Origin of the sequence: Caulobacter segnis, from assembly GCF_031454995.1 — a bacterium.
Taxonomy (GTDB): domain Bacteria; phylum Pseudomonadota; class Alphaproteobacteria; order Caulobacterales; family Caulobacteraceae; genus Caulobacter; species Caulobacter segnis_E.
This window is the reverse complement of record NZ_JAVDRV010000002.1, coordinates 1,268,668-1,294,959: the sequence shown is the minus strand read 5'-3', so window position 1 is coordinate 1,294,959 and position 26,292 is coordinate 1,268,668. Positions and strand designations below refer to the sequence as shown.

Here is a 26,292-nt window from a genome sequence, read left to right as displayed (position 1 = left end):
CGGCGTCCGCTTTCCGGCTACCACGCTCTGGCCGTCAGATGGTGTAGTCGAGCTCTCGGCCCTCGAGCCAGGCCACGATCCGCTCCGCCGCCTCGACGGGATCGATGGCGGTGGTGTCGATCCGCAGTTCCGGGCTCTCCGGGGCCTCATAGGGGCTGTCTACACCGGTGAAGTTCTTCAGCTGGCCCGAGCGGGCCTTCTTGTAGAGACCCTTGACGTCCCGCGCCTCGGCCACGGCCAAGGGCGTGTCGACGAAGACCTCGATGAACTCGCCCGGCTCCAGGATATCGCGCGCCAGTTGGCGCTCGGCGCGGAACGGCGAGATGAAGGCGGTCAGCACGATCAGGCCCGCGTCGACCATCAGCTTGGCGACCTCGGCGACGCGGCGGATGTTCTCGACCCGGTCCTCCTCGGTGAAGCCGAGGTCCTTGTTGAGGCCGTGGCGGACGTTGTCGCCGTCCAGCAGATAGGTGTGGCGGCCCAGGGCGTGCAGGCGCTTTTCGACCAGATTGGCGATGGTCGACTTGCCCGCGCCGGAGAGGCCCGTCAGCCAGACGACCTGGCCGCGCTGGGCCTTCAGCGCCGCCCGCGAGGCCTTGGTCACGTCGGTGTGCTGCCAGTGGATGTTGTCGGCGCGCCGCAGGGCGAAGTTGATCATCCCGGCGCCAACCGTGCGATTGCTCAGGCGGTCGATCAGGATGAAGCCGCCCATCTGGCGATTGGCGGCATAGGCCTCGAACGGTATCGCCTGGTCGAGCGAGAGGTTCACGAGCCCGATCTCGTTCAGCTCGAGCCGCTTGGCGGCCGTGTGCTCCAGCGTGTTGACGTTCACGCGGTGCTTGATGTCGGTGATGCTGGCGCCCACGGTCCGCGCGCCGATCTTCAAGAGATAGGTGCGTCCCGGGGGCAAGGGCTCGTCGTCCATCCAGACGAGCATGGCCTCGAACTGGTTGGCGACCGGGGCGGGGGCGTCGGCGGCGGCGATGACGTCGCCGCGGGAGACGTCGATCTCGTCCTCCAGCGTCAGGGTGACGGACTGGCCGGCCACGGCCTGGTCGAGGTCGCCCGACAGGGTGACGATCCGGGCCACGCGGCTCTCGCGGCCGGAGGGCAGGGCGCGGATGCGGTCGCCCGGCTTGATGGTTCCCGAAGCGATCAGACCCGAGAAGCCCCGAAAGTCGAGGTTCGGGCGGTTGACCCACTGGACGGGCATGCGGAAGGGACCCGCCCGCAAGTCGTCCTCGACCTCGACGCTCTCCAGCCAGTCCATCAGGATCGGGCCGTCGAACCAGGGCGTGGCGTCGCTTCTGGTCGCCATGTTGTCGCCGCCCAGGCCCGAGATCGGGATGGGCGTGAAGACCTCCAGGCCGATCCGCTCGGCGAAGGCGCGGTAGTCGGCGACGATCTTGTCGAACACGCCCTGGTCCCAGCCGACCAGGTCCATCTTGTTCACCGCCAGCACGACGTGGCGGATTCCAAGCAAGCTGACGAGATAGCTGTGGCGGCGGGTCTGGGTCAGCACGCCCTTGCGCGCGTCGATCAGGATCACGGCCGCGTCGGCGGTCGAGGCTCCGGTGACCATGTTGCGCGTGTACTGCTCGTGGCCGGGCGTGTCGGCGACGATGAACTTGCGCTTCTCGGTCGAGAAGAAGCGGTAGGCGACGTCGATGGTGATGCCTTGCTCGCGCTCGGCGGCCAGGCCATCGACCAGCAGGGCGAAATCGAGCGCCCCGCCCTGGGTGCCGACCTTCTTGCTGTCGGCTTCGAGAGCCGCCAGTTGATCCTCGAAGATCATCTTGCTGTCGTACAGCAGGCGGCCGATCAGGGTGGATTTGCCGTCGTCGACGCTGCCGCAAGTGATGAAGCGCAGCAGCGACTTGTGCTGGTGCTGGTGCAGGTAGGCCTCGATATCCTGGGCGATCAGGGCGGACTGGTGCGCCATCAGAAGTAGCCCTCCTGCTTCTTCTTCTCCATCGAGGCGGACTGGTCATGGTCGATGACCCGGCCCTGGCGCTCGCTGGTCGTGGTCAGCAGCATTTCCTGGATGACCTGGGGCAGGGTGGCGGCGGTGCTCTCGACCGCCCCGGTCAGCGGGTAGCAGCCCAGGGTGCGGAAGCGAACGCTCTTCATCTGGGGGACTTCGCCCTGGCGCAGGCGGAAGCGGTCGTCGTCGACCATGATCAATGCGCCGTCGCGCTCGACCACGGGCCGCTCGGCCGCGAAGTACAGCGGCACGATCGGGATGTTTTCCAGATGGATGTACTGCCAGACGTCCAGCTCGGTCCAATTGGAGATCGGGAAGACGCGCAGGCTTTCACCCGGGTGCTTGCGGGTGTTGTAGAGGTTCCAGAGCTCGGGCCGCTGGTTCTTCGGATCCCAGCGGTGTTCGGCCGTGCGGAACGAGAAGACACGCTCCTTGGCTCGGCTCTTCTCCTCGTCGCGACGAGCCCCGCCGAAAGCGGCGTCGAAGCCATACTTGTTCAGCGCCTGCTTGAGCCCCTCGGTCTTCCAGAGATCGGTGTGAAGGGCGCTGCCGTGATCGAAGGGATTGATGCCGCGCGCCTCGGCGTCGGGGTTCTTGTGGACGATCAGGTCGAAGCCCAGGTCAGAGGCGATCCGGTCCCGCAGAGCGTACATGTCGCGGAACTTCCACGTCGTGTCGACGTGCAGCAGCGGGAAGGGCGGCTTGCTGGGATAGAACGCCTTGGCGGCCAGATGCAGCATCACCGCGCTGTCCTTGCCGATCGAATACAGCATGACAGGCCGTTCGCACTCGGCGGCCACCTCGCGCAGGATGTGGATGCTCTCGGCCTCCAGGCGCTGGAGGTGCGTCAGGCGGGCCGGCGAAATCTGAGTCGTCATCGGTTCCGGCTGGAGCGCTTCATGTTTGAATTCGGTAAGGGCCAAGGCGACGTTCCGCAAAGGGAAAATTTTCGGGCTGCCCGGTTGGAGGAGAGCGCCGAACTTATGCCGCGACCTATGCCCCGGCGGCGCGCTCGGCAACCGCCGGAAATCTGAGGGCGCTGTCAGTTGGCTTGGCGGCTACGTGAGAGCCTTGGCTTTCATGACGGAATTTTCACTCGCGCGGCGCGCGAGACTCTCGCATAACGTCGCTATCGGTTCTTGAGGCGGACATGGCCTTCTTGGCGGAAATTTTGGCGGTGGCGGTCGTTTGGCTGTCCTCCTTCGCGCTGTGCCAGCTCGGCGTCGCGACGGAGTCTCGCGCCAACAAGGCCAGCCGAAGCCATGCGGTGAAGACCGTGGCGCGCTCGCCGCGCGCGGAGGCCGCCAAGCCTCAACCGGTCTCCGGCATCGCCCCCTCCGCTGTTTCCAGGCCGGCATAAGGCCGCGATCAGGCGTCGCACCTGTGCGAACGCAACCAAAGCCGCTTTTCGTCAAGGCTTTTCACCGTTAGGTTCATCCGACACGCGAAGGTGGGGCCGGCGCGCGAAGGCTGTTTCAGCGCCCCCCGCCGACGCCCTGGGACACCGGCTGTGTATGAAGCCTAAGAAGCGACAACCGTTCGATTTCTCCGCGACGCCGACGGCTCCACCGGTGGAGGAGAGCACGGCCGCGCCCGAGCCTCCCGAATCGGCGTCGTTCTCCGATCCCGGGATCGAGCCGCCTTCGGCCGAGCCGTTGACCCTCCATGACGATCTGGATGTTCCTCCGCCGACGATGCGCTCGCGTCGCCGCCGGGAGGCCGAGGCTCAGCCGCCGAAGAGTTTCGCCGAACCAGCGCTGAACCCCGATACGACTCTGTCGACCGCTCAGCCGCTCGCGCCGATCGCCGAACCGGAACGCGCGGCGCCCGCCAAGGCCGAGAAGCGCGAAGCGTCCCTCCATCTCGGCTCTTCGGCCTCGCAAACGTCTGTGACGCTGGAGACCGATGACGCGCCGCGTCGCATGTCGGGCGCTTTGTTCTGGACTCTAGCGTCCGCGATCGCCGCGCTCTGGGCCTTGGCCCCGATCGCCTTCGCCTTTGGCTACGCCCGCGGCGTGCCCGCTTTCCAGGTCGAGGGTTTCGCCTTCACGGTCTTCGCCAGCCTGGCGATCGGGCCGGCGCTGATGACCTTGCTGGGGGCCTATCTGCTGCGGCAGGCGACGGGAATTTCCGACGAGCTTCGCCGCACGCGGACCATGACCGACCGCATCGTCACGCCCGCCGCCTTGGCCGCCGTCAGCGCGTCCAGCGCCGTGGACGCCATGCGTCAGGGCGTCGACGACGCCGCCGTCGCCGCTGAACGGGCTCGCGAACATATCATCTCCCTCCGCGAGGCCCTCGCGGAGGAGACCGCGCGGCTCGCTGAAGCCGCCGCCGAGTCGGCGCGCATGGCCAACCAGCTCGCCCAGGGGCTGGGTCACGAGCGCACCGCCATGGAGGCCCTGTCTCAGTCGCTGGACGCCCGCTCCACGGCGGTGGTGGACGCCATCGGCAGCCAGGCCCGCATGGTCGCCGAGGCCTCGGACTTGGCCGAAACCCAACTGCGCGAGGCCGAGGCCGCGCTCGCCGCCCGCGCCGCCGATCTGGCCGCGGCGGCGGCCGAAGCCTCGGACGCCGCGCGCGTCGGATCCGAGGATCTGTCGCGTCAGGTCGCCCGTCTCGAATCGGCCGGTTTGGGTGTCAGCGATCAGGTCGCGGCCGTCGAGAAGACGCTCGCCGCGCAGCGCGCGGCGCTGCTTGAAGTCAGCCAAGCCCTGCGTTCGGAGCAGGAGGACTTCGCCGCCGAGGCCGAGACCCGCACCGCGCAGCTGACCGAATTCGTCGCCTATACGCGCGTCGGCGCCACGGAACTGTCCGATCAGGCCGCCATGGGCGCCGAGATCCTGCGCGGCCTGATCAGCACCGCCGCCGATCAGTTCCGCGAAATGGCCGATGGCGCCAAGGTCCGCCAAGACGCTCTGGCCGAGGACGCCCAGAAGACCCTTGAGAGGATCGGCGACGTCGCCGAGAACCAGCGGACGCTGCTGGAGGAAGAGCTGAAGGCGGCCATGGAGGCCATGGCCGAAGCCGCGTTGAAGGCCGCCCAGGGCGTGGAGGTTCGCCTCGAAGCCGCCCGCACTCGCGTGGACCAACTCAACGAAATCGCCTTCGCCGCCGGTCAGAAAGCCGACGCGGTTTTCGAGTCTCGGATGGAGGAGGCGCGCGACATCATCGAGCACTCCGCCCAGATGGTCGAACAGGCCGGGGCGCGGACGTCGCAGAAACTGGCGGACTCCGTGCAAGCGGCCCGTGGCACGCTGGACGAACTGGAGGCGATGCTTTCGGAGATCGGCAAGCGCACCGCTGAACTGCCGTCCGAGGCCCTGCTGAAGGCGGCGGAGGTCCGTGTATCGATCGAACAGGGCGTCGAGCAGCTGATGAACGCCGTCCGGCGCACGGCCGACGAGACGGCGGCGATCGACCAGGCGTTCCAGGAGCGCGTGCGGCGCAACTACGAGATGCTCAGCGAAGCGGCCGGCGCCGTCACCGCGGCGGGTGTCTCGACGGTGGCCGCGCGTGCGGCGTCTTCGTCGGCCGCCAAGGGGCGCGCCCCGGCCGCCCCGGCGCCCGCCAAGCCCTCCCATCCTCAGCCTCTGCCGATGGCGGAGTTCGACGACGAGGCCGAGCCTTCAGGCGACCGTCGCCGTCTTCGGCTGACGCCCACCGCGACGGACGAGGAGTTCCGCTCGGTGTTCGAGCAGGCCAACAGCCGCAAGGCCGCTTCGCCCGCCGGCGAGGGCGAGGCCCAAAACGGCTGGAGCTGGCGCAATCTGCTGTCTGGCATCGAAAGCAGTTCGCCGGGCGACGCCGCACTCGGCGAGAAGCTCGCCGCCGAGATCACGGCCATGGGCATCGACCCGCACGCTCTTCTGCCGCGTCCACGCATCGACGAGATCGCCGCCGCCCTGCAGACAGGTGACGCTGGCGGTGGTCGCGAGGTCGTCAAGCGGCTGGCGCCCGCCGCCATCCGCCGCCTGGTCCGTCGCCTGTTCTCGGACGCGACCCTGAAGGGCAACGCCGAGCGGTTCATCAAACGCTACGCTGGCATGGTCGAGGAAGCGGCCGGGCAGGATCGCGAGGGCTTCTTGCTGGCGGCGCTGCTATCGTCGGACGCTGGGCGGGCCTATCTGCTGCTCGACGCCGCCAGCGGTGACCTGGGCTAGTTCCGGAAGCTCGACTTGAAACGCGCCTTTGACCTGCTGGCGGCGACGGTCGGCCTGATCGTGCTGGCCGCGCCGATGCTTGCCCTGTGGCTGGCGGTGCGGATCACCTCGCCGGGGCCCGGGCTCTATTGGTCACAGCGGGTGGGAAAGGGTTCGGCCCTCTTTCCAATGCCCAAGTTCCGCACCATGCGGATCGACACGCCCGAGGTCGCGACCCACCTGCTGGACAATCCCGACCGCTGGCTGACGCCCGTCGGGCCCTTGATGCGCAAGCTGAGCCTGGATGAGCTGCCGCAGTTGTGGAGTGTGCTGGTCGGCCACATGAGCCTGGTCGGGCCGCGCCCAGCGCTGTTCAATCAGGATGACCTGATCGCAGCGCGCAAGGCCGCCGGCGTCGACGTGCTACGTCCCGGCGTGACGGGCTGGGCGCAGATCAACGGCCGCGACGAGCTGACCATTCCGGACAAGGTCGCCCTGGACGCGGAATATCTGCGCCGGCGCTCGTTCCTGTTCGACCTGAAGGTCTTGGTCAGCACCGTCGTGCCGGTGCTGACCGCCAAGGGCGTGACCCGCTAGGCCAGGTCGGCGTAGGCCTTCTCGAGCGCCGCGACGAAGGTCGGATTGCCCGCCAGCGCCGTCGGGAAGACCGTGTCCAGCGCCAGGAAGGCTGCCACGTCGGTCTTGGCCTCGCCAGTCGACGCGGCGCCGAGCGCCGTCAGCTTTTCGACCAGCGGGTCAGTGATCGCTTCGCCGGCCTTGGCGCGCAGGGCGATGAACCGCATCCAGGCCGCCAGCGGGATCGCGAGGCGGTCGATCGAGCGGCCGGCTTCCAGCGTCTCCGTCAGCGTGCCGAGAATGCGGAAAGGTAGCTTCTGCGAGCCGTCCCAGGCGATCTGCGACAGGTAGTGGCGGATTTCGGGATTGCGGAAGCGGGCCAGGATGGCCTCGGCGTATTGCGCCAGGTCGAGGCCGCGCGGCGCGGTCAGGGTCGGGATGATGTCTTGCGTCATCAGTTCGCGGGCCAGCGACTCCAGGGCCGGATCGCTGACCGCCTCGAACACCGTCTCGTGGCCGCGCAGGATGCCGGCATAGGCGAGCGTGGAATGCACGCCGTTCAGCAGGCGCAGCTTGGCGCGTTCGAAGCCGCGCACGTCGTCGGTCAGGATGACGCCGACGCTCGCGAGGTCCGGCGCGTCCGAAGGCAGCACGTCCTCGACGACCCACTGGGTGAAGGCCTCGCGCTGGATCGGCCAGGCGTCTTCCAGGCCGGTCGCGGCCAGGACCCGAGCGCGCAGGGCGTCGTCCGTCGCCGGCGTGATGCTGTCGACCATCGTGCGCGGGAAGCGACCTTCGCGCTCGATCCAGGCGGCGAGATCGGCGTCGAGCTTGGCGGCGAAGGCGACCACGGCCGCCTTCAGGCGCCAGCCGTTGTCGGCGAGGTTGTCGCAGGCGACGACGGCATACGGAGCCAGGCCCGCCGCGTGACGACGGCGCAGGCCTTCGACGATGTAGCCCACGGCGCTCTTGGGTTCGCGCGGGTTGGCGAGATCGTGAACGATATCGGGATGGCTTTCGTCCAGACCGCCTTCGGCCGACAGGGTGTAGCCCTTTTCGGTGACGGTCAGGGTGACCATGCGAGTCGTCGGCGCGGCCAGGCGGGCGAAGACGGACGGCGGATCTTCCGGCGCCACCAGCACCTCGCGGATCGAACCGATCACGCGGAACGTCGTCTCGGCGTCCAGCTGGGCCAGGGTGTAGAGACCGTCCTGCGGCTCCAGGGCGTCGCGGACGCCGGGGCTCTTCAGCGAGACGGCGCAGATGCCCCAACGCGGATCGGTCGCCAGCAGCTGGTCGAAATAGAAGGCCTGGTGGGCGCGGTGAAAGGCGCCGGGACCGAAATGGACGACGCCGATCTCGACCTTGTCGCGGTCGTAGGCGGGCAGGGCGACGCCCGGGATCGCGCCGGGATAGCTGGTCGCGCTCAGACGCAGGGCGGAGGAGGTCTCGGAGGAAGCCGTCAAGGGAAGCGCCTTGGGATCGGAGGAACGTTCAGGCCGCCTACATGCTGTAGTCCGGCCTCGCTGACAATTGGCTTGACCAATTTCTAGAGGGTCACGCCGGTCTTCCAGATGGCGATCTCGCGCTCGCCGTTCAGCTCGGCCTTGGTCGATTGGCCAGACGCGGTTTCGACGACGAGATCCATCAGGGCGTCCGCGGCGTCGTCCATCGAGACGCCGGCCAACACCTGGCCGGCGTCGAAGTCGATCCAGCCGGGCTTACGTTGGGCGAGACCCGAGTTCGAGGCGATCTTGAGGGTCGGCGCGGGGAAGCCGAGCGGGGTGCCGCGTCCAGTGGTGAACAGGATCACGGTCGCGCCGGCGGCCGTCAGGGCCGTGGACGAGACGGCGTCGTTGCCCGGCGCCTCCAGCAGGGTGAGGCCGTGCGGACCCACGCGCTCGCCGTAGCGCAGCACCTCGACCAGCGGCGCCCGGCCGCCCTTCTGCACGGCGCCGAGCGACTTCTCCTCCAGAGTGGTGATGCCGCCGGCGATGTTGCCGGGCGAGGGGTTCTCGTAGATCGGCTGGTTGTTGTCGATGAAGTAACGCTTGAAGTCGTCGATCACACAGACGGCTTCATCGAAGATCTCGCGGCTGGCGGCGCGGGCCAGCAGCACGCCCTCGGCGCCGAACACCTCGGGAATCTCGGTCAGCACGGGCGTGCCGCCCGCGTCCGCCACCTTGTCGGCGATGCGGCCGACCAACGGATTGGCCGTGACGCCCGAGAAGCCGTCCGAACCGCCGCACTTGAGGCCGACGACGAGTTCGGAGATCGGGATCGGCTCGCGGCGGTCACGCTCGGCGATCTCGACTAGCGCCTCCACGGCGGCGAGACCGTCCTCCAGCTCGTCCTCGACCATCTGGGTCGTGAAGCCGCGCAGGCGTTCGCGGTCGATCTCCGGCGCGCTCTCCAGCAGCGCCTTCAACTGATTGTTCTCGCAGCCCAGGCCGAGCAGCAGCACGCCGCCGGCGTTGGGGTGGCTGGCCAGGGCGGCGATCAGCTTGCGGGTGTGGGTCAGATCGTCGCCCAGCTGCGAGCAGCCGAAAGGGTGAGGGAAGGCGAAGACGCCGTCGACACGGCCGGCGAAGCGCTGGTTCGCCTTCTCGGCGATGCGGCGGGCGGTGTTGGCGACGCAGCCCACGGTGCACAGCACCCAGATCTCGTTGCGCGTACCGGCCCGGCCGTTCTTGCGGCGATAGCCTTGGAAGGCGCGCGGCGCGACCTCATGCCGAGGCTCGGGCTCCGCCGGCGTCCAAGCGAAGTCCTCGACGCCCTCTAGGCGGGTGGCGACATTGTGGACGTGAACATGATCGCCCACGGCGATGTCGGCGAGGGCTAGGCCGATCGGCCAGCCGTACTTCAGGACATCCTCGCCGGCCTTCGCGGCGCGAATGGCGATCTTGTGACCCTTGGGGATGTCCGCGCGCGCGATGATGGTCCGGCCATGCAGGTCGATCGCCTCGCCGTTGGCGATGTCGCGCAGGGTCGTGGCGACATGGTCCCGCGGATCGACCGGGTGGATAGATTCGCGCTGAGGCTGGAGCGTTACAGTCATCGTGAAATGTCGCCGTTACGGCTGGGATCGCCAAAAGAAAAGATCAGTGACATGGTAACCGGTGTCAGATCGACGGCAAGCAGACCTTTCGTCGTAGGTGGCGATCCCGGCTTCCCTAGAGTATGACAAAAGAAAACATACAAGCCGTTGGAAACGCCGTGACCCCTTCGAATACGCCTTCCTCGATTCCGGACGAGACCGAGACCGGTGTGGAGGGCGGGCGCCGCCGAGCGACGATCAACGACATCGCGCGCCTGGCCGGGGTTTCGAAGAAGACCGTCTCGCGCGTTATCAACCAGTCCCCCTTCGTGCGCGACGAAACCCGCGAGCGCATCGAGGCGGTGATCGCCGAGTGGGGCTACGCGCCCGATCCGCAGGCGCGGGGGCTGGCGTTCCGCCGGTCGTTCCTGATCGGCATGATCTACGACAACCCTAATCCGCAGTACGTCGTGAACATGCAACTGGGCCTGCTGGACGGGCTTCGGGGCTCTGGCTTCGAGCTGGTGGTTCACCCTTGCGATCGCTCCAGTCCGACGTTCCTCGCCGACATCCGCGCCTTCGTCGAGCGCCAGAAATTGTTCGGCGTGGTGTTGCCGCCATCGGTGTCCGAGGACGACCGCGTGGCCAAGCTGCTCAACGAGATCGGCTGCTCGTACATCCGCATCGCCTCGGTCGAGCTGGACAAGCCCGAGCACATGATCGTCGGTCACGACCGGCTGGGCGGGGCTCAGGCCGCGCGGCATATCCTGGCTCTCGGGCATCGCCGGATCGCCTTCATTTCGGGCCCGGAGAGCTTCCGATCGTCGCACGAGCGGCGAGGGGGATTCGAGGACGCCCTGGCCGAGGCCGGCCTGAAGCTGGCGCCGGAGGATATCGTCCAGGGCGGGTACACCTTCGAGTCCGGCATGGCTTGCGGCGACGTCCTGCTGGCGCGCGATCCTCGGCCGACCGCGATCTTCTGCGGCAATGACGAAATGGCCGCGGGCGTGCTCCAGTCGGCGCGGAAGGCGGGCCTTTCGGTGCCCCAGGACCTGACCGTCGTTGGCTTCGACGATTTCCAGATCGCCCAGGCCGTGTGGCCGCCGCTGACCACCGTCCGCACCCCGACGCGCGAGATCGGTCGCATGGCCGCCGAGAAGCTGCTGGGCGTCGAGCGCCGCGAGCCCCACGATATGACGACCACCGAGCCGAGCTTGGTGGTGCGCGAGTCCTCAGGCCCGGTTCCGGGATAAACGCTTGCGGCCGCCCGCGGCTTGCATAGGGACATGACACCGGTTACCAAGCGAGCCGAAGCGGCTCATCGCGAAGTCGCCGGTCACACAGGGAGCAGACGTAAAGCCATGCCCAGGCCTCTGAATTTCCATGATGATCGGCTGTTTCCGGCCGACCCGACCACCCGGTCCTACGCGCGCGGCCTGTACGGTCTGGTCAAGAACCTGCCGATTATCAGTCCCCACGGCCACACCGACCCCAGCTGGTTCGCGACCAACGCGCCGTTCCAGGACGCCACTGACCTGCTCCTGGCGCCGGATCACTACCTGTTCCGGATGCTCTACAGCCAGGGGATCAGTCTTGACGCGTTGAAGGTGCGGTCCAAGGCGGGCGTCCCCGACACCGATCCGCGCGAGGCCTGGCGGGTGTTCGCCAGCAACTTCCACCTGTTCCGCGGCACGCCCTCGTGGGTGTGGCTGAACCACGTGTTCAGCCAGGTCTTTGGCTTCACCGAGTTCCTCGAAGCCTCGAACTCGGATGCGTATTACGACCGGATCACCGAGGCCCTGGCGACCGAGGCCTATCGCCCGCGCGCGCTGTTCGATCGTTTCAACATCGAGACCCTGGCCACGACCGAGGGGCCGCACGAGAGTCTCGATCACCATAAGGCGATCCGCGAGAGCGGGTGGGGCGGCCACGTCATTACCGCCTACCGTCCCGACGCCGTGATCGACTTCGAGGACGAGCGCGGGCCGCGCGCGTTCGAGCGCTTCGCCGAGGTGTCCGGTAAGGACGTCTATAGCTGGAAGTCGTATCTCGAGGCGCACCGCCTGCGCCGTCAGGCCTTCATCGAGGCCGGCGCGACCTCTTCGGACCATGGTCACCCGACGGCGGCCACCGCCGACCTGAGCGACGTCGAGGCCGAGGCCCTGTTCGCCGATCTGGTGAAGGGCAATGTGACGCCTGAAAAGGCCGAGCTGTTCCGCGCCCAGATGCTGACCGAGATGGCCAAGATGAGCCTCGACGACGGCCTGGTCATGCAGATCCACCCCGGCTCGCACCGCAACCACAATGTCGGCCTCTTGAACTCGCACGGCCGCGACAAGGGCGCCGACATTCCCATGCGCACCGAGTACGTGGATGCGCTGAAGCCCCTGCTGACCCGCCTGGGCAACGATCCGCGCCTGTCGATCATCCTGTTCACGCTGGACGAGACCGTCTACAGCCGCGAACTGGCCCCGCTGGCCGGCCACTATCCGGTGCTGAAGCTGGGTCCGTCCTGGTGGTTCCACGACAGCCCGGAAGGCATGATGCGCTTCCGCGAGCAGGTCACCGAGACCGCCGGCTTCTACAACACCGTCGGCTTCAACGACGACACCCGCGCCTTCCTGTCGATCCCGGCCCGTCACGACGTGGCCCGCCGCGTCGACAGCGCGTTCCTGGCCCGCATGGTCGCCGAGCACCGGATGGACCTGGTCGAGGCCGAGGAGCTGATCGTCGATCTGACGTACAACCTGCCTAAGAAGGCCTACAAGCTGGACCAGCGTCCGGACTGGGCTCGCCCCGCCGCGCTGCGCGCCGCCGCAGAATAGAACACCCTTTCCGGAGACTTCCCGATGTTCGCCAAGACCTATCACGCCACCCATCCGGACATGATGTTCGCGGTCAGCAACGACGACCTGCGCGACCGCTACCTGATGCAGGACCTGTTCCAGGACGGCCAGATCGTCCTGACCTACAACCACGCCGAGCGCTTCGTCGTCGGCGGCGTCGTGGCGACCAGCCCGATCAAGCTGCCCGACCAGACCGAGCCCGCCTCGGCCGCTGGCCACCCCTTCCTGGAGCGCCGCGAGCTGGGCGTGATCAATGTCGGCGAGACCACCGGCAAGATCACCGTCGACGGCGTCGCCTACGAGATCGTGCCGCGTGACGGCCTGTACGTGACCATGGGCGCCAAGGACGTGACCTTCGAAGGCGTGGGCGGCCAGGCCGCGCGCTTCTACCTGGTCAGCCTGCCGGCCCACGCCGCGTTCGAGACCAAGAAGCTGGCTTTCGCCGACGCCGTCGCCCTGGAGCGCGGCGCGCTGGAGACCTCCAACGAGCGCACGATCTACCAGTACATCGTGCCGACCACCTGCAAGTCGGCCCAGCTGCTGCTGGGCATGACGGTCCTGAAGCCGGGCAGCGTCTGGAACACCATGCCGCCCCACCTGCACGACCGCCGCTCGGAAGCCTATTTCTACTTCGGCTTGGGCGAGAACGACCGGGTCTTCCACTACATGGGCGAGCCGGACGAGATGCGTCACATCGTGATCGCCAACGAGGAAGCCGTGATGAGCCCGCCGTGGTCGATCCACATGGGCTCGGGCACCGCCAACTACACCTTCATCTGGGCGATGGGCGGCGAGAACCTCGACTACACCGACATGAACGTGCTGGACATCTGCCAGCTGAAGTAGGGCCGCAAGGCCAGGCGCTTTCTCCGTGTCATCCCGGGCGAAGCGTAGCGAAGACCCGGGACCCAGGATCGCGCACTGAGCGGTAGCCCCTGGGTCCCGGATAGCCTCTGCGAGGCTTCCGGGATGACACGATTTTTGGATCAGGAAATCAGAACCATGGCCAATCCGTTCAGCCTCGAAGGCAAGGTCGCGCTCGTCACCGGCGCCAACACCGGGATCGGGCAGGGGATCGCCATCGCCCTGGCCGCCGCCGGCGCGGACATCGCCGCCGCGGGCCGCAGCGAGCCGACCGAAACCCAAGCCGCCGTCGAGGCCCTGGGCCGCAAGTTCCTGTCGATCAAGGCCGACTTCGGCTCGATCGAGCCCGTCCAGCGCGTGGTCGACGAGACCGTCGCCGCCTTCGGCAAGGCCGACATCCTGGTCAATAACGCCGGCATCATCCGCCGCGCGGACTCGATCGAGTTCAGCGAGGCCGACTGGGACGCGGTGATGGACACCAACCTGAAGGTCGTCTTCTTCCTGACCCAGGCCTTCGCCAAGCAGGCTCTGAAGCAGGGCGGCGGCAAGGTGATCAACATCGCCAGCTTGCTGTCGTTCCAAGGCGGCATCCGCGTGCCGTCCTACACGGCCGCCAAGTCGGGCCTGGCCGGTCTGACCAAGATCCTCGCCAACGAGTGGGCGACCAAGGGGATCAACGTCAACGCCATCGCGCCGGGCTATTTCGACACCAATAACACCGAGGCCCTGCGCGCCGACCAGGACCGTAACGCCGCCATCCTGGCGCGCATTCCGGCCGGTCGCTGGGGTCGTCCGGAGGACATCGGCGGCGCCGCCGTGTTCCTGGCCTCGCCGGCTTCGGACTACGTCCAAGGGATTACTCTGCCCGTGGATGGTGGCTGGTTGGCCCGCTGACGAAATAAAAGCACGCAATCGGCCGATGGTAGCGCAACCATCGTGCGGGGTGGGTTTTCTCGCCAGGTGAAGACGGCTAGAGGGCGCCCTAGCGTCAGGCCTCCCCGCCGCGACGCGCCCTCGAACCCCCTGTCCGCATAGGATCCCGCCGCTTGGGGTCCTTGGAGTCCGCGCATGCGCAACCCGGCCCTGTCGATCGACGTCGATCGTCCGACCAGCCAACACGTCCGCAAGAACGCCAATCTGCTGAGCGATTTGCTGGTGGAGGCGATCGCCTATCTGGAAGGCGAGGAGGCGGCGGCCTTGGTGGCCCGGGCGCGCAAGGTGGCTTCGCACGAGGACGTGGCCAACGGCGACGCGCCTGTGCTGGACCGCTTGTTCTCGGACCTCTCGACCGACCAGGCCGTCTTCCTGGCCCGCGCCTTCGCCAGCCAGTCGCTGCTGGCCAATATCGGCGAGGACGTCGCCGGCCGGCGACGTCACGCCGAGGCGGACGCCCAGCCGGGCGACGAGCGTCCTCGCACCCTCGTCGACGCGGTCCAGCGGCTGAAGAGCCAGGGCAAGACCGACGAGGACCTGGCCAAGACTTTCGCGGCCATGAACGTCGTGCCGGTGCTGACCGCGCACCCGACCGAGGTGCGCCGCCGCAGCATGGTCGACCGCGAGACCGAGATCTCGCGCCTGATGGCCCTGCGCCGCCACCATCTGCCGCCGGACCTCGAGGCCGAGATCCGCGAGAGCCTGTTCCGCGAGATCGCCCTGATGTGGCGGACGCGCCTTTACCGGCCCGAGCGGATCACGGTGAAGGACGAGATCCGCAACGCGCTGTCGATCGTCCGCACCTCGATCCTGCCGGCGATCATCGACCTTTATGGCGACTGGACCGGCAAGATCGGCCAGCACGGCCATCTGGCCCCGCTGCTGAAGCTGGGCTCGTGGCTGGGCGGCGACCGCGACGGCCACCCTGGCGTCAACGGCGAGACCCTGAAGCTGGCCTTCGCCAGCCAGTCCCGCGTGATCCTCGACTGGTACGCCGGCGAGGTCCGCAAGCTGTGGTCGAACCTGGCTGTCTCGACGGCCTACACGCCGGTGTCCGAAGAGCTGCTGGCCCTGGCGGCCCAGACTCGCGACCCGTCGGTCCACCGTCTGGACGAGCCCTACCGCCTGGCGCTGGAGCTGATCTTCGACCGCCTGACGGCCGTGTCGCAGAAGCTGACCGGCCAGCCCGTCGCTTTCGCCAACGGCGACACCGACGTCGAGCCCTACGGCCATCCGGACGCCTTCGTCGCGGACCTGTCCGTGATCATCGACAGCCTGGAGCGCAACGGCGGCGAGCGCCTGGTGGGCACGGCCCTGCGCACCCTTGTCGACGTGGTGAAGGCCTGCGGCTTCCACCTGATGAGTCTGGATCTGCGCCAGAACGCCGACGTCCACGAGCGCACGATCCACGAGCTCTACGAGCGCGCCGGCTCCGGCGTCGCCTACCTGAAGCTCGACGAGGACGCCCGCTGCAAGCTGCTGATCGAAGAGTTGTCGCACCAGCGGCCGCTGGTCTCGCCGTTCACCGCCTACAGCGAGGAGACGACGCGGGAGCTGGCGACCATGACGGCCGCCGCCCAGGCGGTGCGCGACTACGGCCACGGGTGCCTCGGGGCGTACATCATCTCGAAGTCGGCGACCCTGTCCGACATCCTCGAGCCGCTGGTTTTGCTCAAGCAGGTCGGCCTGGTCTGGGGCGGCGCGGCGCCGCGCGCCTCGGTCAAGGTCGCGCCGCTGTTCGAGACCATCGGCGACCTCGAGAACGGCCCGGCCGTGCTGCGCCAGTGGCTGGAGCTGCCGCTGGCCCGCTCGATCCTGGGCGATCGGCCGGTGCAGGAGATCATGCTCGGCTACTCCGACAGCAATAAGGACGGCGGATACGTCGCCAGCCGGCGCGGCGTCGCGGTCGGGGCCTCGGCCCTGGCCCGCGAGGCCGACCGGATGGGCGTCGGTTTGCAGCTGTTCCACGGCCGCGGCGGCAGTGTCGGCCGCGGCGGGGGACCAGCGGCCGAGGCCGTGCTGGCCCAGCCGGCCGGCACCGTGCAGGGCCGCATCCGCATGACCGAGCAGGGCGAGATGATCGCCCGCCGCTTCGGCGACCAGCCCACCGCCCGCCGCAATCTCGATGGCCTGGCCGCCGCCGTTCTGATGTCCAGCGACCGGCCGGTCGTGAAGCCCGACGCCAAGGTCGACGCGGCCATGACGGCCCTGGCCGACGCCTCGTTCCACGGCTTCCGCGCCCTGGTGTATGACGACCCGGCCTTCGAGGACTTCTTCTGGTCGGTCACGCCGATCAGCGAGATCGTCGGCCTCAATATCGGCAGCCGTCCGGCCAGCCGGACCGCCAGCCGCAAGATCGAGGACCTGCGGGCCATCCCGTGGGTGTTCAGCTGGTCGCAGTCGCGGTTCATGCTGCCGGGCTGGTACGGCTTCGCCTCGGGTGTCGATCGCGCCGGCCTGTCGGTCGAGCAGCTGCGCGACCTGGCCGGCGGCTTCGACTTCTTCGCCTCGCTGCTGTCGAACATGGAGCTGGCCCTGGCCCAGAGCCACATGCCGATCGCCTCGCGGTACGTGGAGCTGTCGCCGGACAAGGAAAACGCCCAGCGGATCTTCGCGGCCATCCGGCGCGAGCATGAGCGGGCGACCGAGCTGGCCCTGGCCATTCGGGGTGGGAGCAGCCTGCTGGACAACCAGCCGGACCTGGCCGAGTCCGTCGCCCTGGCCGGCCGCGTCGTCGATCCGCTGAACCACCTGCAGCTTGAGCTGCTATCGCGGCGTCGAACGGGGGACCAGAACGAGGAGTTGCGCCTGGCGATCCAGCTGACGGTGGCCGGCATCGCGGCGGGGCTGCGCAACACGGGGTGATGTGACCGCTCAAGACGCCGATCTCCCCGGCGAATGCCGGGGGGGCGGATCGAACCCACCGACGCGGCGGGAAGGCGAGGTCGCCAGGCGCGTCATCCGCAAGGGTCTCGGATGAATCCGGGCTCCGACCTTCACCGGGAGGCCGGGCTGCTAAACCCCGTTCTTTCACCCCTGCAAAGTCTTTCGTTTTCAAGATCTTGTCCGCCTTCAAATCGGACGTTCGCCCCGCTTGCGCTCCCCATCGGTTTCTGTTTATCTGCACATGACACCGGTGGCTAAGTGGCCTGGCCACTTCCTCCTTCGTGGACGTGACACCGGTGTCATAACGTTTCGGTTCGGCGACGTGGTCGGCCGTCTCGTTCGCGGCTCTTTGAGCTCGCTCCTGCGCGAACTCCGGGGCGTCGGGTCATGCCGGCGCCCTGACTTTTGCGCCGGCGGTCGGGCGAGGGGAGGCGAGGAAAAGGTTCGGGGAAGGAAACGAGGACCAGTAAGTTTCGCGCGAGCGACCGAGCCCGACGGCCCGGCCTCGCATCCGCCCTTTAGTTTGACGTCGCGGCAAGCCAGTTGTGGCGCCTGCGCGCAACGCGGTCTAAGGGAACGCCCTGAGCCGGCATCGGCGAAATTTTGCTCTCGCGGGCCTCTTTCCGGCGGTCCGCGCAAGAACGAGCCTTCGGGAAGGAGTTTGAGATGGTGAAAGACCGTATGGCGGTGCTGACCGCCCTGATGGAACAGGGCGTGATCCCGGTGTTCTACCACCCCGACGTCGAGGTCTGTAAGAACGTGATCCAGGCCTGCGCCGATGGCGGCGCGCCCTGCATCGAGTTCACCAACCGCGGCGATTTCGCCAGCCACGTCTTCTACGAAGTCACCCGCTACTTCGATAAGGCCGATCCGCGCGTGATCATGGGCGTGGGCTCGATCGTCGACGCCCCGACCGCCGGCATCTACATCGCCAACGGCGCCAAGTTCGTGGTCGGCCCGATCCTGAACGCCGACGTCGCCAAGGTCTGCAACCGTCGCAAGATCCCGTACTCGCCGGGCTGCGGCTCGGCCTCGGAAATCTCGTACGCCGAAGAGCTGGGCTGCGAGATCGTCAAGGTGTTCCCGGGCTCGTCGGTCGGCGGCCCCGACTTCGTCAAGGCGGTGCTGGGCCCGATGCCCTGGACCCGCATCATGCCGACGGGCGGCGTCGATCCGGACGAGGCGTCGGTGAAGAAGTGGTTCGGCGCGGGCATCGTCGCCGCCGGCATGGGCTCCAAGCTGATCACGCAAGAGCTGCTGGACGCCAAGGACTACGCGGGCATCTCCAAGAAGGTCCGCGAGACCGTCGATCTGATCAAGAAGGTTCGTGGGAAGGCCTAAGACCAAATGACCGACAACATCCTGAACATCCGCCCGGCTTCGGAAACGAAGTGGGACTGCGCCAGCTTCGGCGAAGTGATGCTGCGTTTCGACCCGGGCTTCGGCCGGGTCCGCAACGCCCGTCAGTTCAACGTCTGGGAAGGCGGCGGCGAGTACAACGTCGCCCGCGCCTTCCGCAAGTGCTGGGGCAAGCGCTCGACCGTCGTCACGGCCCTGCCGAACAACGATCTGGGCTGGCTGGTCGAGGACCTGATGATGCAGGGCGGCGTCGACCAGTCGCACGTCATCTGGCGTGACTTCGACGGTCTGGGCCGCAACACGCGCGTCGGTCTGAACTTCACCGAAAAGGGCTTCGGCGTCCGCCCGGCCCTGGGCTGCTCGGACCGTGGTCACTCGGCCGCCTCGCAGATCCGCCCCGGCGAAGTGAACTGGGAAAAGCTGTTCGGCGAGGAAGGCGTGCGCTGGTTCCACACCGGCGGCATCTTCGCGGCCCTGGCCAGCAACACCGCCGAAGCCGTGATCGAGGCCGTCGAAGTGGCCCGCAAGTACGGCACGATCGTCTCCTACGACCTGAACTACCGCGCTAGCTTGTGGAAGTCGCAGGGCGGCAAGGAAGGCGCTCAGAAGGTCAACCGTCACATCGCCAAGTACGTCGACGTGATGATCGGCAACGAGGAAGACTTCACCGCCTGCCTCGGCTTCGAAGTGGAAGGCCTGGACGAGCACATCAGCTCGATCGACCCGGCCAACTTCAAGAAGATGATCGAGACGGCCGTGAAGGAGTTCCCGAACTTCAAGGTCGCCGCGACCACGCTGCGCAACGCCAAGACCGCCTCGGTCAACGACTGGTCGGCGATCCTGTACGCCGGCGGCCAGTTCTACGCCTCGATGATGCGCGAGAACTTGGAAATCTACGACCGCGTCGGCGGCGGCGACGGCTTCGCCTCGGGCCTGGCCTACGGCTTCATGGAGGGCAAGGGTCCGCAGGCCGCCGTCGAGTACGGCGCGGCTCACGGCGCCCTGGCCATGACCACCCCGGGCGACACCTCGATGGTGAAGGCCGCCGAGGTCGAGGCCGTGATGAAGGGCAAGGGCGCGCGGGTCATCCGCTAAAGCTCTCGTTCCCTGAAGAACAAGGAGAAGTCCTCGGCCGCAAGGCCGGGGACTTTTTCTTTGACGTAGGGCGGGGTTTCGTTGCCGTCCTCGTCGTACTCGACCTTCTGGTAGCCCGGCGGAATAGGCTCCCCCGGCTTGAAGTAGCTGATCGCGCCGTACGCGCCGCGATAGGTGTATTGCTTGCGGCGTTCGATCTGGTCGTGAAGCGCGATGAACCGGGCCATGAGCATGGCCTGAACGCGGTTCTTGTCGCGGATGTGCCGACGGCTGGCGCGGGTGCCGCCGGTGGAGTGCTTGAGGCGTGGCTTTCGAGGCGATGGCATTTGGGGAGCTCCTGAAATCCTCCCCCCAGCGGGGGAGGTGGCGCGAAGCGCCGGAGGGGGAAGTCCCGCCGAGCTTGCCTCTTCCCCCTCCGTCGTCCCTTCGGGCCGACACCTCCCCCGCTAGGGGGAGGATTGGAGCACGTGGAAACCGCTCAGCGGTGCGACCGTGAGTTTCGGGGAGGGATGCGAGGCGCCGGACGTTCGTCCGGAGTGTGAGTAGTAGTTACCGTTTCGACGAAGCCAGACGCCTCGCGCGATCGTTTTCCATCAGCGTCCCGTCGGGTGGCCTTGTTCAGGCCTTACCGGGACCCAGGCCTCCCGTTTCCGGGAGCCCTAGCGGTCGAAGAGGACGGGCTTGCAGCCAGACGCGCCCTTTTGCCTCCAACCACGCCAGCGGCGGGCGGGTCTGGCCAGCAACCAGATCCCCGGACCGTTCGAGTATCCCCCTCGAACCTGTCCCCGCTCGACCGCCCCCCGAAGCCGCGAAGGTCGCTGGCCGCGCGCCCTCCCCAGTGCCTCGAGGTGCAAACAGGATAAGGCCGGTTTGGGAGGGGAGGACGAGATTCCCCGAACGCTTGTGGAGCGCCCACGAAATCCCTCTCTCCTGGAGAGAGGGAGGGGCCCGCGCCGTCAGGCGCGGGAGGGTGAGAGGTTACGAGGTCAGCCTCGAAATCATCTGTTCTTCCAGTAGCTTGCGGCCGCGCCCAATTTGGAGCGGGTGAAACCTCTCACCCCCCCCCATGCTGCGCATGGGCCCCTCCCTCTCTCAAAGAGAGAGGGACTCTAGGCCCGTCCCTTTACGAGCGTTGGCGCGCTACTTCGCCGAGAACGGCAGCCCCGCCGGTGTCGCCGGAACGCCTTCCGTCGAGGCGAAGTTCTTGTGGTTGGCGCTATTGAAGCCGATCCAATAGGTGTGACCGGGCTCAAGCTTACAGCTCACCGAGAAGCTGCGCCCGTCGGGCGACTGGCGCGGTTGCTTCCAGTCGCAGGGCGGCAAGCTGGCCAGGTCCCGGTTCACAAAGGACCATCCCGGCTGCATCGGCCGGTCGAACGTCACCTTCAGCGTCAACGGCCCCGCCGGGACGACGTCGCCGGGCTTGGGGTAGGTGGCGACCACGCGCGGCGGCGTGGCGGGGTCCGGGGCGGCTTGGCCGGAGACGGCCAGGGCGGTGACGGCGCCGACGACGGAGGCCAGGATGACCAAGGCGGAGACTCCCAGAATTACGGGCCAGCGGGCCCGGAGGTTGAGGACACGCCGCCCGACTGCCGCATGAGCGTCGCGTCCGGCCACCCCGATTTTCTCGTCACGAGTTTCTTGGGAGACCAGGCGCGCCAGCTCGCGGCTGCTGCCGACGCCGGTCTTGCGGCGGGCCTCGCGCAGCCGCTCGTTCACGGCGGCTTCGGTCGTGTCGAGCAGGGCGGCGGCGCTCTTGGCGGTGTGGCCTTGGGACAGAAGCAGCAGGGCCCGGCGCTCGGCGTCGGACAGGCGCGAAAGGTCAGGCATGGAGACCCCAGGACGAACGCGGGCAGATCAGCACGCTTCGGTCGAGGCTCGCAACGGGGCGCTTAAGCTTCGCCCCGCAGTTTCGCGTTCAGCGCCAGGCTCGCCTCCATGCGCGCCAGCTGCTCGGGCGTGGCGGGCGTCTGGTGCTTGGCCTTCCACTCGGCGGCGGGCATGCCGTGGACCGCCGCGCGGGCGGCCTCCTTGCTGATCGCGCCGTCCGAGGCCTCGCTGACCCAGTCGCCAAGGCAGTTGCGGCAGAAGCCAGCCAGGCCCATCAGGTCGATGTTCTGGGCGTCGGCGCGCATCTGGAGGTGCTCGACCAGGCGACGGAAAGCGGCGGCGGCGTGGCGGTCTTCGATCTCGATGGTCATGGTCGTTTGCTCGGATTAGGGCCGCATTTCCTCTAGAGAGTATCGCTTCCGCATTCGACAGGATTCGACCATGGACTTCTCGCGGCTTCGCACGACCAGCAAGGTGACCACCGAGTGGACCTATCCGCAGGGCGAGCCTCTGCGCACCGGCTGGCTGCGGGTCGACACCGCGCCGGATCACGAGCTCTACTGGGAGGAATACGGCCGCGCCGACGGCGAGCCGGTGATGTTCCTGCACGGCGGGCCGGGTGGCGCCTGCGCGCCGGTGATGTCGCGCTTCTTCGATCCGGATCGTTACCGCGTGATCCTGTTCGACCAGCGCGGCTGCGGCAAGAGCCGCCCGACCGTGGCCGCCGACGGGCCGGAGAAGGCCCTGGCGCACAACACGACCGACTACCTCGTCGCCGACATCAACGCCCTGCGCGACGAACTCGGCATCACCGGCAAGATGCACGTCTTCGGCGGCAGCTGGGGCAGCACGCTGGCGCTGGTCTACGCCATCCGCCATCCGGACAAGGTCGCCTCGTTGATCCTGCGCGGCATCTTCCTGGGGTCGAAGGAGGACCTGCTCTACATGTACCAGGGCAATGCGGCCACCTTCGCCGGCAAGCCCTACGGCCTGACCGAGCCGGGCGCCTACATCGCTTATCCCGACGAATGGAAGGCCTTCGTCGAGGTCATTCCGGCCGAGCTGCGCGACGACATGATGGGCGCCTACAAGGCGATCTTCGACAGCGTTCCCACCACCGAACCCGAGCGCCAGCGCCAGCTACAAGCGGCTCTGGCCTGGTCGGTCTGGGAGGGGACGATCTCGAACATGATCCCGTCCGCCAGCGATCCGGGTAAGTTCGGCGAGGCCGAGTTCGCCTTGAGCTTCGCCCAGATCGAGGCCCACTTCTTCGCCCACGACCTGTTCCTGAAGCCTGACGAAATCACCGACGGCGTCGGGGCGCTCAAGGACGTGCCGGTCCACATCGTCCACGGCCGGTTCGACCAGGTCTGCCCGCTGACCCAGGCCTCGCGCCTGGTCCAGGCACTGGAGAAGGCGGGAACGCCGCCGGCGACCTACGTGATCACCGACGCCGGCCACAGCGTCATGGAAGGCCAGACGGTCCTGGCCCTGACGGCGATCATGGACGGGCTGCCGAGGGTCTAGGGATCACGAACGCGCGCGCGGCGGAACGAGCGGGGCCGTTCCCGGGTTGAACGGGCATGGATCAACCTCGCGAGGTCACCCGTATGTCGCCGCCCGTCCAAAAGCCTCCCGTCGGCGCTCTACGCCATTGCGGCGCGGCCGTCCTGGTGCTGTGCGTGGGGATCGGGGCGGCCGACGCGGCGGTGGCGGGCAAGCGCCAAAAGGCGCCCCAGACCTCGTCGGAGGCCAATACCGACAATCTCGGCTCGGCCGTCGTCGCGCCGCTGCGCGACATCAATGTCGTGCGCTCCGAGATCCCCGACCTTCTGAAGACCGCGGTCGCCGATCCGTATGCCCCGCCCAAGACCGGCTGCGCGCCGCTTAAGGCCGAGATCGAGCGGCTCGACGCCGTGTTGGGCGACGACTACGACGACCCCAAGGACGACAACAAGGACGAGAGCCTGTCGCGGCCGATGCTCGGCGTCGTGGCCAGCACGATCACCGACGTGATCCCGATGCGCGGGTGGGTCCGCCGCCTGACCGGCGCCGAGCGTCACGACCAGCAGGTCCGCGAGGCGATCAAGGCCGGCTTCGTGCGGCGCGGCTATCTGAAGGGCCTGATGAACGCCGGGACCTGCCAGGGCGAGCGCACGGTCTATGTCTCCGCCAAGCCCGCGCCGAAGCCTCCGCTGGTCGCCGCCGAGGCCGTTCCGGTCCATGTCGCCGCCGCGCCCGCGCCGCCGCCGGTTGTCGCGGCGCCGCTGGCGCCGTTCACGGCCATCGTGGCCGCCGCGGGCGACACCTCGGGCGTCCAGTAGGGCTCAGCCGCGCACGAAGATGTTGCGCAACCACTGCGCGCCGGCCTTGGCGGCCTGGCCCCAGTCCTCGTCTTCCTCCGCCACCTCGGGCTTGTAGGTCCAGGGATTCAGCAGCTTCAGGCGCACGACCTTGGCGAAGGCCGCGAGGTCACGGGTCGCCAGGGTCAGGCCGTGCTCGAGGGCGGTGGCCGCCAGCAAGGCGTCTCGGCCGTCGGACAGCGGCACGCTGGCCCGGCGACGGACCACGGCGGCGTCTATCGGCAGAATGCGCCCGTCGAAGGCGGGGGCGACACGGTTGTCCAGCCAGTCACGCAGCGCGGTCCCTTGCGCCTTGTCCTTGCGTTCGGCGCGGGCGACGGCGGTTTCCAACTCCAGCAAGGTCAGGGCCGAGACGAACAGGCTGGTGCGCGCCGCGCCGGACGCCCAAGCGGTCAGCGCCGCGTCGGCCCGGCCGCTCTTGGCCTCGCGCAGGGCGTACACGACCTCGGTGTCGAGAAGGTGCATCAGCGCTCCCACGTCTCGGGCGCGCGGGCGGCGTCGAGGTCCAGCGGGTGCAGGGGCGCGGGCATGGCCAGCAGGTCGACGATCGTCTCGGTCTGGCCGGTCAGCCGGCGATAGGTCTCGATGCTCATCAGCACGTGGGTGGGCTTGCCGCGGTCGGTAACGAACACCGGCTCGAGTCGCGCCGCGCGCTTGGCCTGGCTGACGTCCTGATTGAACTCGCGGCTGGTGAGGACCTTCATCGCGCGCTCGCGGGCTGGGAATGACAAGGCTGTCTGTAGGTACGTTACTACATAGTGTTGTTCCGGCAACAGAAAATTCGCCAGCAAAAACAATCTTCTGACGCTTGCGTCAAAAACGCTTTCCGGGGATTGCGCGGAAGGCGGTTCTCTGGTCGGCATGGCGACAAGGCGTAAAGCCAAGACGATCCGTTAGGGGGCTAACACCAGTGTCCGACCTGCTTGCCGACACATTGAAGACCGCGTCAGAGATCCTGTCGCCGCACGGTCCGGCCACCGCGGCCGCCGCCCACAGCTACGCGCCGGGCGACTTTTCCATCCATTTCTTCCTGCAGCTGGCCGTGATCCTGCTGGCCTGCCGCGTGGTCGGCTGGCTCGGCAAGAAGCTGCTGGCCCAGCCGCAGGTGGTGGGCGAGATGATCGCCGGCGTGGTCCTGGGGCCATCGCTGCTGGGACTTCTGTTCCCCGACTTCCAGGCGACGCTGTTCCCCAAGGAGACCAAGAACGTCCTCTATGTCGGCTCGCAGCTGGGCGTCGGGCTCTACATGTTCATGGTCGGCACCAGCTTCCAGGCGGGCCACTTCAGGGCCAAGGCCAAGAGCGCGATGAGCGTCTCGTTCGCCGGCATCGCCGCGCCGTTCCTGATCGCCGCGATCATCACGCCGTTCCTGCTGAAGGTGCCTGGCCTGTTCGCGGCGGGCATCAGCCAGGCCAACGCGACGCTGTTCATGGGCGCGTGCATCGCGCTGACGGCCTTCCCGATGCTGGCTCGGATCATCAACGAGCGGGGCCTGGCCAAGACCTCGCTGGGCACGCTGTCGCTGACCGCCGGCGCCTTCGACGACGCGGTCTCGTGGTGCGTGTTGGCCCTGGTGCTGGCGACCTTCGGCGGCGGGCCGGGCCTGGCGATCCTGGCGATCGGGGGAGGCCTGACCTACGTCGTCTTCATGGTCCTGTTCGGCAAGCGTGTGCTGGCGCCGCTGGGCCGCATGGTCGAGCGCGACGGCGAGATGAGCCTGACCGTCCTGGCCATCACCCTGATGGCGTTCTGCCTGTCGGCCTTCGTGATGGACGCGGTCGGCATCCACGCCATCTTCGGCGGCTTCCTGCTGGGCGTCTTCATGCCGCGCGGCCTGTTCGTCGAGGAGCTGAAGAAGAAGGTCGAGCCGATCGCGGTCGTGCTGCTGCTGCCGATGTTCTTCACCTATTCGGGCCTGAACACCCGGATGGACATGGTCAACTCGCCGGAGCTGCTGCTGATCGCGCTCGGGATCCTGGTCGCCTCGGTGCTGGCCAAGTGGGGCGCCTGCTACGCCGCCGCCCGCCTGACCGGCGAGAGCCACAGCACCGCCATGGGCATCGGCGCGCTGATGAACTCGCGCGGCCTGATGGAGCTGATCATCATCAACATCGGCCTGCAGAAGGGCATCATTGGTCCGACGCTGTTCGCGATGCTGGTGCTGATGGCCATCGTCACAACGGTGATGGCCAGCCCGCTGTTCGAGGTCGTCTACGGCAAGAAGGCCCGCGCCAGCGGCGAGCTGGACGCCGTGCCGGACGGCGCTCGGGCCTGATTTCGATCGGGGGTTGTGCAACCTTTAGTCGGCAGCATTTGCCGAAGGTTGCGTTTCTCGCGAGTGTGGGTTTGCTAAGGGATTGAAAAGAAGTGGCAAGCG

General features: G+C 67.7%; 21 protein-coding genes and 3 pseudogenes. 14 read left to right on the top strand and 10 right to left on the bottom strand.

The window, feature by feature from the left end; genetic code table 11:
• Positions 1-34: 34 nt before the first annotated feature.
• A complete protein-coding gene (gene cysN, locus J2728_RS11950; protein WP_309999332.1) occupies positions 35-1,942 on the bottom strand; it encodes a sulfate adenylyltransferase subunit CysN in 1,908 nt (635 codons plus the stop codon).
• Positions 1,942-2,907 (bottom strand): sulfate adenylyltransferase subunit CysD, encoded by a 966-nt coding sequence (cysD, locus tag J2728_RS11945; RefSeq protein WP_404979736.1) that lies wholly within the window; start codon positions 2,905-2,907, stop codon positions 1,942-1,944. Before cysD ends, cysN begins: the two co-directional genes overlap by 1 nt.
• Before the next feature lie 227 nt (positions 2,908-3,134).
• Between cysD and J2728_RS22300 the strand changes: the two are divergent.
• From J2728_RS22300 to J2728_RS11930, 3 genes and pseudogenes are all read left to right on the top strand, one after another.
• Positions 3,135-3,207, top strand: a pseudogene (locus tag J2728_RS22300) (hypothetical protein); the annotation flags it as partial.
• A gap of 291 nt (positions 3,208-3,498) precedes the next feature.
• Positions 3,499-6,147: a coiled-coil domain-containing protein gene (locus J2728_RS11935; RefSeq protein ID WP_309999326.1), complete on the top strand. Its 2,649-nt coding sequence runs from the start codon at positions 3,499-3,501 to the stop codon at positions 6,145-6,147.
• A gap of 15 nt (positions 6,148-6,162) precedes the next feature.
• Positions 6,163-6,723 (top strand): sugar transferase, encoded by a 561-nt coding sequence (locus J2728_RS11930; protein ID WP_309999325.1) that lies wholly within the window; start codon positions 6,163-6,165, stop codon positions 6,721-6,723.
• Here the strand turns inward: J2728_RS11930 and J2728_RS11925 are convergent.
• Both J2728_RS11925 and J2728_RS11920 read right to left on the bottom strand, forming a co-directional pair.
• Positions 6,720-8,168 (bottom strand): mannitol dehydrogenase family protein, encoded by a 1,449-nt coding sequence (locus J2728_RS11925; RefSeq protein ID WP_309999324.1) that lies wholly within the window; start codon positions 8,166-8,168, stop codon positions 6,720-6,722. The genes J2728_RS11930 and J2728_RS11925 overlap by 4 nt on opposite strands.
• Positions 8,169-8,251: 83 nt before the next feature.
• Entirely contained in the window at positions 8,252-9,760 is a 1,509-nt protein-coding gene (locus J2728_RS11920; RefSeq protein ID WP_309999322.1) for a UxaA family hydrolase, read from the bottom strand.
• 158 nt (positions 9,761-9,918) lie between these two features.
• Between J2728_RS11920 and J2728_RS11915 the strand changes: the two genes are divergently transcribed.
• From J2728_RS11915 to J2728_RS11885, 7 genes are all read left to right on the top strand, one after another.
• Positions 9,919-10,992, top strand: coding sequence for a LacI family DNA-binding transcriptional regulator (locus J2728_RS11915; protein ID WP_309999321.1), 1,074 nt, complete (start codon positions 9,919-9,921; stop codon positions 10,990-10,992).
• Positions 10,993-11,100: 108 nt separating this feature from the next.
• The gene (uxaC, locus tag J2728_RS11910) at positions 11,101-12,564 is read left to right on the top strand and encodes a glucuronate isomerase (protein WP_309999320.1); all 1,464 of its coding nucleotides are present in this window, start codon (positions 11,101-11,103) and stop codon (positions 12,562-12,564) included.
• A gap of 24 nt (positions 12,565-12,588) precedes the next feature.
• Positions 12,589-13,431: a 5-dehydro-4-deoxy-D-glucuronate isomerase gene (gene kduI, locus J2728_RS11905; protein ID WP_309999319.1), complete on the top strand. Its 843-nt coding sequence runs from the start codon at positions 12,589-12,591 to the stop codon at positions 13,429-13,431.
• Between the two features lie 156 nt (positions 13,432-13,587).
• The gene (gene kduD, locus J2728_RS11900; RefSeq protein WP_309999317.1) at positions 13,588-14,343 is read left to right on the top strand and encodes a 2-dehydro-3-deoxy-D-gluconate 5-dehydrogenase KduD; all 756 of its coding nucleotides are present in this window, start codon (positions 13,588-13,590) and stop codon (positions 14,341-14,343) included.
• A 174-nt stretch (positions 14,344-14,517) separates the two neighbouring features.
• On the top strand, positions 14,518-17,247 hold the full coding sequence (ppc, locus tag J2728_RS11895; RefSeq protein ID WP_309999316.1) for a phosphoenolpyruvate carboxylase: 2,730 nt from the start codon (positions 14,518-14,520) through the stop codon (positions 17,245-17,247).
• A gap of 687 nt (positions 17,248-17,934) precedes the next feature.
• Positions 17,935-18,609 (top strand): bifunctional 4-hydroxy-2-oxoglutarate aldolase/2-dehydro-3-deoxy-phosphogluconate aldolase, encoded by a 675-nt coding sequence (locus J2728_RS11890; RefSeq protein ID WP_062099881.1) that lies wholly within the window; start codon positions 17,935-17,937, stop codon positions 18,607-18,609.
• Between the two features lie 6 nt (positions 18,610-18,615).
• Positions 18,616-19,722 carry a sugar kinase gene (locus tag J2728_RS11885; RefSeq protein WP_013078702.1) on the top strand — a complete coding sequence of 369 codons (1,107 nt, stop codon included), beginning with the start codon at positions 18,616-18,618 and terminating at the stop codon, positions 19,720-19,722.
• On the opposite strand, the gene J2728_RS11880 is transcribed toward J2728_RS11885, so the two are convergent.
• On the bottom strand, positions 19,719-20,048 hold the full coding sequence (locus tag J2728_RS11880) for a hypothetical protein (RefSeq protein WP_309999314.1): 330 nt from the start codon (positions 20,046-20,048) through the stop codon (positions 19,719-19,721). The two genes, J2728_RS11885 and J2728_RS11880, sit on opposite strands and share 4 nt — an antisense overlap.
• Before the next feature lie 15 nt (positions 20,049-20,063).
• On the opposite strand from J2728_RS11880, the pseudogene J2728_RS22295 reads away from it, so the two are divergent.
• Positions 20,064-20,185 (top strand): annotated as a pseudogene (locus J2728_RS22295) (hypothetical protein); the annotation flags it as partial.
• A gap of 248 nt (positions 20,186-20,433) precedes the next feature.
• Here J2728_RS22295 and J2728_RS22290 read toward each other — a convergent pair.
• From J2728_RS22290 to J2728_RS11865, 3 genes and pseudogenes are all read right to left on the bottom strand, one after another.
• Positions 20,434-20,583: pseudogene (locus J2728_RS22290) on the bottom strand (hypothetical protein); the annotation flags it as partial.
• Positions 20,584-20,862: 279 nt separating this feature from the next.
• Complete coding sequence (locus J2728_RS11870) at positions 20,863-21,552, bottom strand: helix-turn-helix transcriptional regulator (RefSeq protein WP_309999313.1); 690 nt, start codon at positions 21,550-21,552, stop codon at positions 20,863-20,865.
• Between the two features lie 62 nt (positions 21,553-21,614).
• The gene (locus tag J2728_RS11865; protein ID WP_309999312.1) at positions 21,615-21,923 is read right to left on the bottom strand and encodes a DUF1244 domain-containing protein; all 309 of its coding nucleotides are present in this window, start codon (positions 21,921-21,923) and stop codon (positions 21,615-21,617) included.
• Between the two features lie 70 nt (positions 21,924-21,993).
• Here J2728_RS11865 and pip point away from each other — a divergent pair, with 70 nt between their 5' ends.
• Positions 21,994-23,079, top strand: a complete 1,086-nt coding sequence (pip, locus tag J2728_RS11860; RefSeq protein WP_309999311.1) for a prolyl aminopeptidase — start codon at positions 21,994-21,996, stop codon at positions 23,077-23,079.
• A 56-nt stretch (positions 23,080-23,135) separates the two neighbouring features.
• On the top strand, positions 23,136-23,876 hold the full coding sequence (locus J2728_RS11855; protein WP_309999310.1) for a hypothetical protein: 741 nt from the start codon (positions 23,136-23,138) through the stop codon (positions 23,874-23,876).
• Between the two features lie 3 nt (positions 23,877-23,879).
• On the opposite strand, the gene J2728_RS11850 is transcribed toward J2728_RS11855, so the two are convergent.
• A complete protein-coding gene (locus J2728_RS11850; protein ID WP_309999308.1) occupies positions 23,880-24,380 on the bottom strand; it encodes a PIN domain-containing protein in 501 nt (166 codons plus the stop codon).
• Positions 24,380-24,619 (bottom strand): type II toxin-antitoxin system Phd/YefM family antitoxin, encoded by a 240-nt coding sequence (locus J2728_RS11845; RefSeq protein WP_309999307.1) that lies wholly within the window; start codon positions 24,617-24,619, stop codon positions 24,380-24,382. The genes J2728_RS11850 and J2728_RS11845 overlap by 1 nt, the downstream gene beginning before the upstream one ends.
• Before the next feature lie 206 nt (positions 24,620-24,825).
• On the opposite strand from J2728_RS11845, the gene J2728_RS11840 reads away from it, so the two are divergent.
• Positions 24,826-26,190 carry a cation:proton antiporter gene (locus tag J2728_RS11840; RefSeq protein WP_309999306.1) on the top strand — a complete coding sequence of 455 codons (1,365 nt, stop codon included), beginning with the start codon at positions 24,826-24,828 and terminating at the stop codon, positions 26,188-26,190.
• The last annotated feature ends 102 nt before the right edge of the window (positions 26,191-26,292 follow it).